The sequence below is a fragment of the Litorimonas sp. genome, assembly GCA_029936425.1.
In the GTDB taxonomy this organism is placed as follows: domain Bacteria; phylum Pseudomonadota; class Alphaproteobacteria; order Caulobacterales; family Maricaulaceae; genus Litorimonas.
The window spans coordinates 12,018-25,490 of record JAPYSU010000001.1 but is presented as its reverse complement, the minus strand read 5'-3'; the positions used below and the strand labels follow the sequence as shown (position 1 = coordinate 25,490).

Annotated in this window: 15 protein-coding genes; 10 read left to right on the top strand and 5 right to left on the bottom strand. The window is 52.9% G+C overall.

Annotated elements, in window-relative coordinates; translation table 11 throughout:
• Positions 1–96 precede the first annotated feature (96 nt).
• The 4 genes from leuD to ACN0IC_RS00130 all read left to right on the top strand — a co-directional run bounded on the left by leuD (position 97) and on the right by ACN0IC_RS00130 (position 4,151).
• Positions 97–678: a 3-isopropylmalate dehydratase small subunit gene (gene leuD, locus ACN0IC_RS00145; protein WP_416876717.1), complete on the top strand. Its 582-nt coding sequence runs from the start codon at positions 97–99 to the stop codon at positions 676–678.
• Positions 679–849: 171 nt separating this feature from the next.
• The gene (gene leuB / locus ACN0IC_RS00140; RefSeq protein ID WP_416876716.1) at positions 850–1,896 is read left to right on the top strand and encodes a 3-isopropylmalate dehydrogenase; all 1,047 of its coding nucleotides are present in this window, start codon (positions 850–852) and stop codon (positions 1,894–1,896) included.
• Positions 1,889–3,415: a threonine ammonia-lyase, biosynthetic gene (gene ilvA / locus ACN0IC_RS00135; protein ID WP_416876715.1), complete on the top strand. Its 1,527-nt coding sequence runs from the start codon at positions 1,889–1,891 to the stop codon at positions 3,413–3,415. Before leuB ends, ilvA begins: the two co-directional genes overlap by 8 nt.
• Before the next feature lie 85 nt (positions 3,416–3,500).
• Complete coding sequence (locus ACN0IC_RS00130) at positions 3,501–4,151, top strand: hypothetical protein (protein WP_416876714.1); 651 nt, start codon at positions 3,501–3,503, stop codon at positions 4,149–4,151.
• Positions 4,152–4,158: 7 nt separating this feature from the next.
• Here the strand turns inward: ACN0IC_RS00130 and ACN0IC_RS00125 are convergent, their stop codons facing one another.
• Both ACN0IC_RS00125 and ACN0IC_RS00120 read right to left on the bottom strand, forming a co-directional pair.
• Entirely contained in the window at positions 4,159–5,265 is a 1,107-nt protein-coding gene (locus ACN0IC_RS00125; protein ID WP_416876713.1) for an MBL fold metallo-hydrolase, read from the bottom strand.
• A 256-nt stretch (positions 5,266–5,521) separates the two neighbouring features.
• Complete coding sequence (locus ACN0IC_RS00120; RefSeq protein WP_416876712.1) at positions 5,522–6,133, bottom strand: nitroreductase; 612 nt, start codon at positions 6,131–6,133, stop codon at positions 5,522–5,524.
• A gap of 27 nt (positions 6,134–6,160) precedes the next feature.
• On the opposite strand from ACN0IC_RS00120, the gene ACN0IC_RS00115 reads away from it, so the two are divergent.
• Positions 6,161–6,586, top strand: a complete 426-nt coding sequence (locus ACN0IC_RS00115; protein ID WP_416876711.1) for a DUF1801 domain-containing protein — start codon at positions 6,161–6,163, stop codon at positions 6,584–6,586.
• Positions 6,583–7,068, top strand: a complete 486-nt coding sequence (locus ACN0IC_RS00110; RefSeq protein WP_416876710.1) for a RidA family protein — start codon at positions 6,583–6,585, stop codon at positions 7,066–7,068. The genes ACN0IC_RS00115 and ACN0IC_RS00110 overlap by 4 nt, the downstream gene beginning before the upstream one ends.
• Positions 7,069–7,134: 66 nt before the next feature.
• Here the strand turns inward: ACN0IC_RS00110 and ACN0IC_RS00105 are convergent, their stop codons facing one another.
• The gene (locus ACN0IC_RS00105; protein ID WP_416876709.1) at positions 7,135–8,421 is read right to left on the bottom strand and encodes an aspartate kinase; all 1,287 of its coding nucleotides are present in this window, start codon (positions 8,419–8,421) and stop codon (positions 7,135–7,137) included.
• 197 nt (positions 8,422–8,618) lie between these two features.
• Here ACN0IC_RS00105 and ACN0IC_RS00100 point away from each other — a divergent pair, with 197 nt between their 5' ends.
• Complete coding sequence (locus ACN0IC_RS00100) at positions 8,619–9,293, top strand: M50 family metallopeptidase (protein WP_416876708.1); 675 nt, start codon at positions 8,619–8,621, stop codon at positions 9,291–9,293.
• Between the two features lie 74 nt (positions 9,294–9,367).
• Positions 9,368–9,517 (top strand): hypothetical protein, encoded by a 150-nt coding sequence (locus ACN0IC_RS00095; RefSeq protein ID WP_416876707.1) that lies wholly within the window; start codon positions 9,368–9,370, stop codon positions 9,515–9,517.
• A 189-nt stretch (positions 9,518–9,706) separates the two neighbouring features.
• Here ACN0IC_RS00095 and ACN0IC_RS00090 read toward each other — a convergent pair whose 3' ends face one another.
• Positions 9,707–11,158 (bottom strand): serine hydrolase domain-containing protein, encoded by a 1,452-nt coding sequence (locus ACN0IC_RS00090; RefSeq protein ID WP_416876706.1) that lies wholly within the window; start codon positions 11,156–11,158, stop codon positions 9,707–9,709.
• Between the two features lie 147 nt (positions 11,159–11,305).
• On the opposite strand from ACN0IC_RS00090, the gene ubiG reads away from it, so the two are divergent.
• Positions 11,306–12,076, top strand: coding sequence for a bifunctional 2-polyprenyl-6-hydroxyphenol methylase/3-demethylubiquinol 3-O-methyltransferase UbiG (gene ubiG / locus ACN0IC_RS00085; RefSeq protein WP_416877055.1), 771 nt, complete (start codon positions 11,306–11,308; stop codon positions 12,074–12,076).
• 183 nt (positions 12,077–12,259) lie between these two features.
• Positions 12,260–12,982 carry a ParB/RepB/Spo0J family partition protein gene (locus tag ACN0IC_RS00080; protein WP_416876705.1) on the top strand — a complete coding sequence of 241 codons (723 nt, stop codon included), beginning with the start codon at positions 12,260–12,262 and terminating at the stop codon, positions 12,980–12,982.
• On the opposite strand, the gene ACN0IC_RS00075 is transcribed toward ACN0IC_RS00080, so the two are convergent.
• Positions 12,979–13,443 carry a DUF1178 family protein gene (locus tag ACN0IC_RS00075; protein WP_416876704.1) on the bottom strand — a complete coding sequence of 155 codons (465 nt, stop codon included), beginning with the start codon at positions 13,441–13,443 and terminating at the stop codon, positions 12,979–12,981. The two genes, ACN0IC_RS00080 and ACN0IC_RS00075, sit on opposite strands and share 4 nt — an antisense overlap.
• Positions 13,444–13,473: the final 30 nt, after the last annotated feature.

The window sequence follows — 13,473 nt, the reverse complement described above, 5'->3', positions numbered from 1 at the left end:
CAGCAGGGTAGAAAATTCGAGACAGGCCCCCCATCCCCTCTTTGAGGGACTTCCCCCCGCAAGCGGGGAGAAGAGGCTATGCCAGGGAAAGCCGTCATGACCTTCGCCCCCCTGACCACCATCACCTCCAAAACTCTCGTTCTTCCGGCGGCGAATATTGATACGGATCAAATCATCCCGGCGCGCTTTTTGACTGTCACCTCTCGCGACGGGCTCGGTGAACATGCCTTTCATGACTGGCGATATAAGGAGGACGGCTCCGAGACGGATCACATTCTTAATACGGACGACGCCAAGCAATGCGAAATTCTGGTCGGCGGTCATAATTTCGGCTGCGGCTCCTCCCGCGAGCATGCCCCCTGGTCGCTCACCGATTACGGCTTTCGCGTCGTTATCAGCTCAGAGATTGCGGATATTTTCCGAGGCAATTCTCTTAAAAACGGGCTGCTGCCGATTGTCATTGATAAGCGCGCCCATGAGTGGCTGCTCGACAACCCCGGAGCGGATGTCACCGTCGATCTGGAAAGCTGCGAAGTCCGTCTGCCGCGCAATGGCGGAACCTATAAATTCGAAATCGACGAGTTTTCGCGGCACTGCCTGATGCAGGGCGTTGACGAAATGGGATATCTGGAAATGCAGGCAGACGCGATCAAAGCGTATGAGACCCGACATGTTTGATTTGTGCCCTCAATCTCTTCTCCCCGCTTGCGGGGGGAAGTCCCCCATAGGGGGGATGGGGGGTCACTCGCAATTTGCACCTGATCTGAAACCCGCCCCCCATCGACCTACGCAAACGCTTAGGCCACTTCCCCCCATAAATGGGGAGAAGAGGTTAACAGGAAAATCCTCATGAATATCAATTTCACCTATATTCCCGGCGACGGGATTGGCCCGGAAGTCGGCGAAGCGGCCATGACCGTTTTGAAAGCGATGGCCGCAAAATTTGACCACTCTCTGGAAGCGGAGTTTCATCTGGTCGGCGGCGCGGCAATTGATGCAAAAGGAAAGCCCCTCCCTGCCGAGACGTTTGACTCCTGCAAACGCACAGGCGCCATTTTACTGGGCGCGGTTGGCGGGCCGAAATGGGATCATCTCAAAGGCGCAGATCGTCCTGAACTCGGATCGCTACTGCCGCTTCGCAAGAAGCTGAATCTTTATGCCAATATCCGCCCCTGCAAACCGTTTCCTCCTCTGATTGACAAAGCTCCGCTGAAACGCGAGCGGCTCGACGGCACCGATTTTGTCGTCATGCGCGAACTCACCGGCGGTATTTATTTCGGCGAGAAAGGCCGCGACGAAGAAGGCGCCTTTGACGTTTGCCGTTATTCCGAAGGGGAAGTCCGCCGCATTGCCATTAAGGCCTTTGACCTGGCCATGACGCGCAAAAAGAAAGTCACCTCCGTCGACAAATCCAATGTGCTGGAAACCTCCCGCCTCTGGCGCGAAACCGTAGTTGAGGTCGCCAAGGACTATCCTGATGTCGAACTCGAACATTTGCTCGTCGATGCCATGACCATGCACATGCTCACCCATGCGCAGGACTTTGACGTCATTCTGACGGAAAATATGTTCGGAGATATTCTGACGGATGAAGCGTCCGTTCTCTGCGGGTCTATGGGCGTTATTCCGTCCGCCTCCCTGTCTGATGGAAAGACAGGCATGTATGAACCTATTCATGGCAGCGCGCCGGATATAGCCGGCCAAGGTAAAGCCAATCCGCTTGCCATGATATTGTCTGCCGCGTGGATGCTCCGCCTGTCTTTCGGTTTGGACAAAGAAGCCGCCGCCATTGAGAGCGCCGTGGAAGCCGCGTTGGAAGCCGGGCAAACCACAGGCGATTTGGGCGGAAAACTTAGCACTTCAGATGTTGGAGACTGGATCGCACAAAATGTCTAAAATCAATCTTCACGACCTCAAAGCCCGTATCGAAGCGGCCAATGTTTACGCGCTGGCCAAACGAACGCCCTGCGAACTTGCGCCAAAACTCAGCTTGGAGCTGGAGCGCAATATCTGGCTGAAACGCGAAGACCTGCAGGATGTTTTCAGTTTTAAGATTCGCGGGGCGACCAACCGGATTGCCGGGCTGACGGATGAGGAGCGCGCCCGCGGCGTCTGCGCGGCCAGCGCCGGAAATCACGCCCAAGGCGTGGCGGCGGCCGGAGCCTATTACAATACAACCGCCGTCATTTTCATGCCGGTCACCACCCCGGCCATTAAAGTCGCGGCTGTTGAAAGTCACGGCGCGGAGACGCGGCTCGTCGGGGATAATTATGACGAAGCGTGCAAAGCGGCTCTGGACTACGCCGAAGAGACAGGGGCGGTTTTTATCCATCCCTTTGACGAAACGGATGTCATTGCCGGGCAAGGCACGGTCGGCCGGGAAATTCTGGAACAGATGCCGCGAACGCCGGAGGCCGTTTATGTCTGTACGGGCGGCGGCGGACTGGTCTCGGGCATCGGCACATGGATAAAATCCGTCTCGCCCAATACCCGTATCATCGCGGTGGAACCCGAAGGCGCGTCGACTCTGGCGACCTCTTTGAAAGAAGGCACGCCGACGCCTCTGGAGAAAGTCGATAGTTTTGCGGACGGGGTCGCCGTGAAACTCATCGGAACGAATACGCTGGAAATTGCCAAAAAGGTCGTGGACGAAGTTATCCTCGTCTCCAATGATGAAATCTGCGCGGCCGTCAAGGATGTGTTCGAAGCCACGCGGACCGTGGTCGAACCTGCAGGCGCCCTTGCCTTGGCAGGACTCATTAAACATGTTCGGGACGGCAAAGCGCCTGATGGCGATTGCGTTGTGACGATTTCGGGCGCGAATGTAAATTTCGATCGGATCGGCCATATGGTGGAGCGGGCCGAGCTCGGCGCCGGCGAGGAAATGCTCTTTGCCGCGGCCATTCCCGAGCGGCCCGGCGCCTTTCTGAATTTCTGCAATGCGATGGGCCGCCGCCCCGTGACGGAATTCAATTACCGTTACGCCGAAAGCGAAACCGCCCATGTTCTGGTCGGCATTAAAACCCGCGATCTGGACGAGCGGGCCAAAGTGATCTCCGACATGGCAAGTCATGATATTACAGTGACGGACTTATCCCAGGACCGCCTCGCCAAACGGCATTTGCGTCATATGGTGGGCGGACGGGCAAGCGCCGATATTCCCGAAGTGCTTTACCGCTTTGAGTTTCCCGAGCGCCCCGGCGCGCTGACGGATTTTTTGATTGCTCTGGACGCCCGCTGGAATATCAGCCTGTTTCATTACCGTAATCACGGCAATTCCACGGGCCATGTGCTCTGCGGATTTCAGGTGCCCAAAGGCGATGTTGACGCCCTTGAGGAAAGCCTCGCCAAGACGGGCTATCCCATGGCGGTGGAGACTGACAGCAAGGCCTATGAGTATTTTTTGAGGGCGTAAGTCACCGACTGTCAAAGAGAGAATGAACCTTTTCTCGCGATCCACGTTTAAGACTTAGTCAGCCTTTAAACGTCAGAGGATAAAAATGATTAAGTTCACACAGGCAGCCTGGCTTGCGCTTGCCCTGCCGCTTATAGCCTGCAGTAATGATGCATCAGAATCTGTTCCTGTGGGTGATGAACCGGTGATTGAAGAGTTAAAGACAGACGATACGGAAACTGATGAAACAGAGAAGGCCGCCTCCACCCCGGAAGAGAGCGAGCCCGAAACAAACGGGTTTCAAAGTGCCTACTCCAATCTTGATCTAGAAAATTGCGACACTATCGAGAGCAGCGCAGAAAGCGCCGGAAAAACCTATCAGTGCGAGGGCTATAAAGATATGGACGTTTTTGTGCGCGACGGGGATGGCCGCTTCACCCTCTCCGCCGGACAGGCTCCTGATTTTTTAGTCCAGCGCCAACCCTTTAATACGCCCGGAGAAAAAGTCGAATGGCGCCTGAAAGACGGGCAGCTTCACGCCCTTATTTACAGACTCAATTTTCAAGACCCTGACTCTGCGGGTACGGAGGGTGATGTTCTAGTGGTTGCGAGTCTGCCTACAAGCGGCCAGAGCGGCTGCGCTCAAGCGCTCGTCAAACCGGGGCCGAACCAGACCAAGGCCGCCAGAAATTATGCCGATATGATCAATGGGAATTCGGACTGCCCGAACGAGCCCGCGATTATTGACGGTAAATAAATAGTCCTTACGAGGCCAAAACGCCGCGTTTCGCCATATAGATAAATTGTCCCGCATCGTTCAGGCGCCGGGTTACCAAACCGCGGTTTTTCAGACAGTTCAAATGCGCAACGCTTTCGCCTACGGCCATAATGCGGTTGCTATCCGTGATTTCGCGGCGGAATAGAACCGAATAAACCTGCGTCGCCAAACGCGGTTTTTCGCAGAACTCCAGCAGACGCTGGAGCGCCTTTTCGTGATGTTCAATCAGCTTGTCCAGACGCTTATGCGCCCCGCGAAAGGGAATGCCGTGGGCCGGACCTATCAGGGCGTCCTTCGGCAATTCCAGTTTCAACCGATGACAGGAGGAAATCCAATCTTCTAATGGATTGCCTTCGGGCTCGGTCGGCCACACACTGACATTGGAGCTGATATTCGGCAGAAGCTGATCTCCGCTCAGGCAAAGATTGAGTTCGGGGCAATAGAGACAGGCATGCTCCGGCGAGTGGCCCGAGCCGATAACCACGCGCCATTCGCGCCCGCCAATCTGGCCCAATTCGCCGTCGACCAAGCGGTCATAGCTCTGCGGCAATTCTGAAATCGCCTTTCCGAAACCGCCAAAACGCTGTTTGTAAAGTTCCAGCTGGGCGTCGGTGAAGCCGGCTTTTTTATAAAACCGTAAACTTTCCGGCGGAGCCGCTTGACCCGTATCCGCCGCCATCAATCGGCAGAGAAAATATTCCCCACGTGTCATCAAAAGCGGCGCGCCGAATTCGCGGCACATCCATCCGGCGAGGCCGGTGTGATCCGGATGTAAATGCGTGCAAATAACCCGGTTAACCGGACGGTCGCCCATCAGCTCACGGAAATGCTTGCGCCAGATTTCCTTGCTGTCGCGATTGCCAATCCCCGTATCGACAACAACCCAGCCATCGCCGTCTCGAAGGGCCCAGAGGTTGATGTGATCCAGCCCGGCCATCGGCAGAGCGAATCGAAGCCAGAAAATACCATCGGCAATTTCGCGTACGTCACCCGGCTGAGGCGTCTCATCCGTAATAAACTCAAGTTTGGGAAGAGGCGAGCGATCCGGCACCATGGATTGGTCGGCAGGTTGTTTCACAGCAGATCTTGTCATAGCCCATCATACGCCAAACAGGATCAAAAGCCACATGACATTGCGCATAGTCTACATGTTTCAATGAAAGCTGACGCTATATTGGCTTGTAAAAAAGGTAGAAGAGAATGTGCCTCTGACCACACGGGGCGCAATGGTGGCCAGAGGCGAAGGTTGAAAACAAAAAAGTTTTCACCTCGACCTCTATATGGCGGGCTCTTGAAAATGTCACGTCATAAAAACGTGATTTACTGTGAACTTCTATAGTTCCTGGGGATTAGTCCGCCCACTTCGTCACTTTGGCCTTCATATCCGGGCGGTTTCGCGGCGTCGCAGCCATATCCGGCGTGCCAATATAAACAAATCCGGCGAGTCGTTCATCCTCGGACAGACCCAAGGCTTTGATAACGGCTTTGTCATAGGCATACCATTCGGTGAGCCATTGCGCGCCAAAGCCATGCGCCTGTGCTGCGAGGCAAAGATTGAAGCAAACGGCTCCGGCGGACAGCTCCTGCTCCCATTGCGGGGTGCCGCGCGGGCAATCCACCGGAGAGGAAATGACGGCAATAACAACAGGCGCGCGTAGAAACCGTTCGCCCTCAAATATCGCCCGGTCTTCGGGCATGTCAGGATTATTGCGGATAAAAGCAGAGGCAATATGACGCCCGAACCGCGCGCGGGCCTCTCCCGTGAAGGAAACAAAGCGCCAGGGCTCCAATTTGCGGTGGTCCGGCACGCGCGCCGCAATCTCGAGCATTTTGCCGAGCTGCTCCTCCGTCGGACCCGGGTCTTTCATGACCTTGGCCAGATTAGAGCGGCGGGTTTCAAGAAACGCAATCACGTCCGAGTTTTTGGAAGGAAGCGGAAATGTTTCAATTGAGTCTGTCATTTTTCAGGCCTGAGTTTAAGGTAAGGGATGGTTACGCTTTCATCGGATATATCACCCGAACTCGCCTCTGTCATAAAAAGCTATCCCGCGGCAGCTCAAACCTATGCCCTGAACATTCGAAACCTCATTCATGATATTGCCTCCGAAGATCCGAAAATCGGTCAAATTACGGAAACATTGAAATGGGGAGAGCCGGCCTTTCTGACGTCCAAACCCAAAAGCGGCACAACGCTTCGCTTTGATTGGAAAGAGAGCCGGCCGGATAAAATCGGTCTGTTTGTTCACTGCAATACGGCGCTCATCCAGACATTTCGGGATATGTTTGGCAGCGCCCTGGAGTTTGAGGGTAACCGGGCCATTTGGCTTGACCTGAAAGCCCCGCCCCCTGAAGATATTCTGACAGTTTGCATTGGTAAAATTCTTACCTACCATTTGAATAAAGGGTCATCATGACATCAGAAAACACAATGTCCCATGAAGACAAGCTTGCGGATCTGGGGCTGAGTCTGCCCGAGGCGGCGTCGCCTGTGGCAAATTACGTGCCTTTCGTCATCAGCGGCAATCTCGTCTTCATCTCGGGCCAAATTTCCAAAGTCGGAGATGACGCGATAGGCGGGCGTCTCGGCGAAGATCTCACAGTGGAAAAAGGACAGGAAGCCGCGCGTCTCTCTGCGCTAAACCTCATTACCCAGATGAAAGCCGCTTGCGGGGGAGACCTCTCCCGGGTCAAGCGCATCGTCAAACTCGGCGGATTTGTTCAAGCAGCGGCAAATGCCACACAAGCCGATATCCCTAAAATCATTAATGGCTGCTCCGATTTGATGGTGGACGTCTTTGGCGACGCCGGACGCCACGCCCGTTTCGCGGTCAGCGCGCCGAGCCTGCCGCTGGATGTCGCCGTGGAAATTGACGCGGTGGTAGAGATAGATAATTAGGGGGCAGTTATCAGCCGCAGTAAGCAGAGATAATTATGAGCTGCTCACTGCTCACTGATCTCTTAATCAAGGCGCGCTGACTTTCAGCTTTGCCGCCTGATCCAGTTCAAAGGCGCTATGCAGGGCCCGGACAGCGAGCTCTGTATATTCCGCGTCAATCAGGACAGAGATTTTAATCTCTGACGTGGCGATAACTTTGACATTGATATTACGCTTGGCCAGAGCTTCGAACATTGTTTGCGCCACGCCGGTGTGAGAGCGCATTCCAATGCCGACGACAGAGACTTTCGTGACATCGGAGTCGGATTTAACGCCCTCAAACCCGATTGTGTCCTTGGACTTTTCCAGCGCCGCCAGAGCTTTCTCAAGATCCCGCTTACCCACCGTATAGGTCAGGTTCGCGGCCCGGTCACTTTTGGAGATGCCCTGAACAATCATGTCCACGATCACATTGGCTTCGGCCATCGCCTTACAGACTTTGGCCACCATGCCGGGTTGATCCTTCAGGCGCAGCAAGGTGATTTGCGCTTCATCGCGTGAATAGGCCACGCCGCTGACTACTCGTTCTTCCATGGTTTCGTCCTCATGACAGACTAGGGTTCCGGGGTTTTCCTCACCCTCTGCGGCCATACTGGTCAGCACACGGATCGGAAGGTTGTAATTCATAGCCAGTTCGACAGACCGGGTCTGCAAAACTTTCGCGCCGAGGCTGGCCAGTTCAAGCATTTCTTCAAAGGCAATTCGGTTGAGACGCCGCGCGTCTTTAGCAATTCGGGGGTCGGTTGTATAAATGCCGTCCACATCGGTATAGATGTCGCATCGGTCTGCCTTCAGCGCGACTGCCAGAGCAACGGCCGAAGTATCGGATCCGCCGCGTCCTAAAGTCGAAATCCGTCTTTGTTCATTCACGCCCTGAAATCCGGCCACTACCGCAATATTGCCGTCCGCCAGAGACGGCCCAATGGCAGAGCTTTCGATCTCGGCAATCCGCGCCATGGAATGGGCCATGTCCGTACGCAGCGGAATTTGCCATCCGAGCCAGCTTCGCGCGCGAAGCCCCCGGCGGCGCAAGGCAATGGCGAGAAGTCCGGAGGTTACTTGTTCTCCGCTCGCAACAATCGAATCATATTCATCCTCAATCGCCTCGCCCCATTTTTTCCCGTCCGGACCGGCATCGGCGTCCAGCTCATCCACCAGAGCGACTAAGCGGTTCGTTTCTCCGCTCATCGCCGACACGACGACCGCGACTTCGTTACCGCCTTTGGCCTCTTTCTCGACAAGAGAGGCGACATGCCGGATACGTTCCAGATTGGCGACAGATGTGCCGCCGAATTTCATGACAATACGGGCCATTGGATATTTCGCATTAAACCTTGTTTTAAATCAGCGGCGTTGTGGCGCGGATGCGCCCTTTTTTCAACTCAAATCAGCGAAATTATTCCGGCTTAAGGGCTGTTTTCTGCTTTTTCAGGCAAGTTTTTCTAATTCTTCGGGTCAAAATGGGTTAAATTGTTTCAGACTTCGGCAAACACTCATTCAAGGTTCAAAAATTGATATCCCGAAAAGCGCTTCTTTTACGCCTCGCCCTTATTTGCAGTCTCTATTTCGGCCTTTTATATTTTGGCGGGATCTGGGGATGGCGTCTGCTTTACCCCATTCGATTATTTGTGACGTTTTTGCATGAATTCGGTCATGCTTTTGGCGCGCTCATAAGCGGCGGGTCTGTCGAATATATCCGGATCAACCCGGATAGCGGCGGCGCAACAGTAACGCGCGGCGGCTCACAGGCTCTGATTATATCAGGGGGATATCTCGGGAGCGTCTTCTTCGGAAACATTCTGGTTTTTATCGGGGCTGCAAAACCCAAATGGGTCAAACCGACTTTGGGCGTTATTATGACCATATTGGCCTTCTCCGGCCTCATCTGGTTCAATTCCGTTTTTACCTTTCTAACTCTGGCGGCCTTCGCCGCTTTTCTGTATTTTGCAGGGTTCAAAACGCGCTATGGACGGGACTGCCTGCTTGTGCTGGGCGTACTGAGCCTTCTTTATATTCTACAAGACACAGCCCATGGTCCGTCCTCTGACTTGCAGGCCTTTGAGATGGAAATCGGGCTTTTTCCGGCCGGGGTCTGGATGATCTTATGGCTTAGCCTTGCTCTGATACTCGCCGCGGTTAACCTCAAAGTCCTCATGCGCTCGCCCAGGCCGCCGGAGAGAAATTGAAACCAACCACTATTATACGGCGTTTACCAAATAAGCCCGAAATTAATTCAGGACTTATTTGCATTGGAAATGATATGTCCAAGATAAAAAATTTAACGGCCGCAGGCGCTTTAATTCTCTCTATCGCTTTGGCTGGCTGCAATAATAATTCCGACCCCGTGCCTGACCCGATGGAGCCGCAAGCAGCGGGAAAAACCGAAATGGCAGCTCCCATAGTAGGCTGAACGGATAGATTAAATCCCTACACTTTTGAAAGACGCGCCGCGCGCCTTTCATATGCGGAACGCGGCCGTCCAAAGCCTTTCTCCCCAAGCTTAGTCCCAAAATTGTCCTTGATGGAGGGGTTTTCATAGTCGCTGTATAAATTGCCCTATCAAAAGCAATCTTCCGCAAGCGGTTATTTATGAGTTTAACTATTCCCGTTTCAGATCTATCGCCGGAAAAATATAATTGATTAGAATTTCGTTTGTCTCTGATGACTGATTATAATTTCCGGCTGTCAGGACGAGAATTGTTTCCCCTTCCTTCAGCAAAACAACCTTCTGTCCGCCATTGCCGCTAAGCTGCGGCGTTTGAATTTCCTGGCCGTTAAAATTCACATATCTTTTCCAGAACAGATAGCCATAAGGCGTATCGCCAATGCGGGATTGCTCTGCCTTCAGGGCTTTAACCCACTCTGAAGACACGATTTGCCGCCCCTTCCATTCGCCGTTCTGCGCGATAAGGACTCCTATTTTCAAAAAGTCCCGAGAACGGAGCCAGGCTTGCGTATAATTATTAATATTGGATCGATCCGGACGAAAGTCCCATTCATACGCCCCGAAGCCGAGCGGTTGGAATAAGTTTTCATCCGCAAAGTCACGCAAAGGCTGACCGGATGCTTTCTCGACCAGACGGCCCAGAATAGCCGAATTGGCGGAGCAGTAATATCCAACCTTTCCCGGTTCATTTTGCATCGGCAGATCAAGACCAAATTTTACCCAGTCCTCGGAATAAATCATTTTACTTTCATTTCCGGGGCTGTCGCCGTCCCAGTCATTACAGTCGAGACCGGAGGACATGGACAAAAGATCCCCAATAGTCATCGCCTGTTTTCGAGGATCCATATTTTCCAAATCATAGTCGTCAAAATAAGTCAGGATGGGCGTCTCTGCGGACGGGATATAGCCTTTATCAATCGCAATTCCGACCAGTAGGGCTTTTAAGGTTTTCGTCGCGGAGCGAAGTTGATGCGGCTTATCCTGATGATGTTCATAAAAATATTCTTCGAAGACCAAATCCCCTTTGTCATAGAGGAGCACGCTATGCGTATTAGGGTATTGCCCGGCGTAAATAGCCTCCGTCAGATCAGAGAGGTTGACCCGTAACTCAGAGCCCTCTTCAAGAGCTCTTACAGACAAACCGTTTTCCTCCTCCGTCGGGGCTTGATATTGATAAGGGCCTGTCTTGTCTTCAGGACGGACCGTCCAGATAGTCGCGGGAAGTTTTTCCTCTGCGTCAATTAATTTGAATATTTTCGGGTCCGCTTCGGCGGAGGGGCCTTCCCTATAGCCTATGATCTGACCCTTTGCGTCCCGTACAAATTCAACGGGTATGTCCCCCGCATTCAGAAAGACATCCTTGCTCTCAGGTCTAAGCGGATAGCGCGCTCCGTTTATATCGGCATAAAGTAATTCGCGATCCGGCCCGGCAGCGATAATCAGTGTGGTATCATTCTCATATTCGTAAAGACCTTCATATTCGGCCAGAGGCTTGGCCGCGACCTCTGATATTTTAGTGTCCGAAGCTTTGGAATCCCGCAGCGGCGCCTCCACAGAGCAGGCGCCGAGCAAGATAGCCGCAGTGAATGAAGTCCAAATTTTCATAAAACATCCCCTTTCCATCGTTCATATATTGAGAGATTCAAATTTAAAGAGCGAAAATGAAGGTCCCGGGGTTTTATTTTGCCAAAGCCGTCTGCGTCAGAACGGCTCTTCCCCCAAACCTATTTTGGCCTTAAACGTAGCCACCATATGGCCTATTCCGAAAAAGCTCCCGAACATCTTTCTTCTGTCTCTGTTGATCCGATGGAGATGGACAGTTTCTCGCGCATGGCGGCGGATTGGTGGGATCCAGACGGCCCGTTCAAACCGCTCCATATCATGAACGGAGCGCGGCTTGGATTTATTCGCGATACGCTTTGCGAGCATTTTCACCGCGACCCGGAGGCGGCCGAGCCGCTCAAGGGGCTGCGTCTTCTGGATATTGGGTGCGGCGGCGGACTACTTTGCGAGCCGATGGTGCGGATGGGCGCGGACGTCACGGGCGTAGACGCGCTGGAGAAGACCCTGAAAACGGCCAAGACCCATGCCGAACAGGTCGGCGTAGACGTTAATTATATTCACGGCACAGTCGAGCAGCTTATTGAGAGCGGCGAAAAGCCTTTTGACGGCGTTCTGAATATGGAAGTGATAGAACATGTCGTCAGCCCCGGTGATTTCATCGCCGATTGCGCGAAAATGGTGCGGCCCGGCGGTCTGATGATTACCTCGACGATCAACCGCAGCTTCAAAGCCTTTGCCTTTGCGATTGTCGGCGCAGAGTATATTTTACGCTGGCTTCCACGCGGAACGCATCAATATGAAAAGCTGGTCAAACCCCGCGAGATGCAACGATATCTAAGTGACGCTGGGCTGACGCCGGAGCCCTCCATCGGAATGTCCTTAAATCCTCTTTCCAATAACTGGAAGTTTACAGATGATTTGGGGATAAATTATGTGACTGTGGGTAAGTTTATTCATTAATGTTTTATTAACTAATTCGTTTAATTAAGCGCAAACTTTCAACGTCGCAATTAAGTCATTTTTCTCAATGATTATAATAACCTAATAGGTTAACGCGCGTTAACCATCTTGACACATAGTTAATGGAACCGAATGACTCTGGTAAGCATTATCCTGTGTATAAGTCTGTGAAAGGACGAGGTTATGGAACACAGAAAAATAAAGACAGCCCCTATTTGCGCTTTTAAATCCCTTCAGGCCCCGATTTTATGCGGTCAGACCTTGAACGATGTAAAAACGCTTGAACGCTCCATTTTGGAATTCGGGCTCATCTCGCCTCTTATTGTGTCGGCTGCAAACAACCGCCTCGTTATTATAGAAGGCAAGAAACGTTTTGCCGCGATCAAACGTCTGGCCTTTTCGGGAAATCTCCCCCGCAGTCTTGTAAATATTCCCTATATCCTGACAGAAGAAGCCAAAGAGATGGACTTTCACACAGCTTCGGTGCTGTCAGGCCGCGATTTGTACCAAGCCGTGATGACCCTGAAAAACAAGGCTGTCGATATTGAGGAGATTGCCGCCCGGCTTTATCTGGATCGCCGCTCCATCGTTGAAATGATCAGCCTGTCTCGATTGTCAGAAAAGATGCGCCAGAGCTTTTTCGCCGGAACGATTTCATTTGACCAGGCGCTGGCCTTTACGGCTCTGCCCGATACAAAGGCGCAGGAAGCGCTTCTGTTTGAGCTCGGCCCTTTTGCCAAGCCCCGGGTCATTCTGGAAACAATCAGAGAGAAAAACACCCGCGTGAAAGAAAAACCGGCTGAAGACCTAGAAACGAATATACTGGTTCTACCGGTGCCGCAGAACAGTTTTCTTGAAAACAGCTATACGGATTACGCGCATATTTCCTCTCAACGGGCCGCCTAATTCAGCTTTTTAGTCTCAACTTTACCCTCTTCCGGGACGCAGGCATCGGGCAGAGGCGCAATACCGACCCCCTCTTCGGCGAGTTCTGAGGCTTCGCGCGGCGAGGCTTTCCCGTATATACCGCGGCTTTCTTTTTCCCCGTAATGCATGGCCCGGGCCTCGTCCGCGAATTTATCGCCGACATTTTCGCAGTTCTTGCGAATTTCTGCTTTGACGGCCTCGGCCATTTTCCTAGCGTCCGCGCTCATGACGGACAAAGCCTTCTGCTCCGTTTCTCGCCTTTGCTCTTTTTTCCGCGACGTCGACACATTCGGCGCCATAATCGCTTTTTTCACCTGGGACGTTGCGCAGACCGCGCAGCACAGTAAGCCGTCTTTTTCCTGCCGGTCATAATCAGACGAATTGGAAAACCACGCCTCAAAGACGTGTTCGTTTTCGCATATGAGGTCATAACGGATCATATATCTAATTTAAGTTCGGCGGGGCGGCTT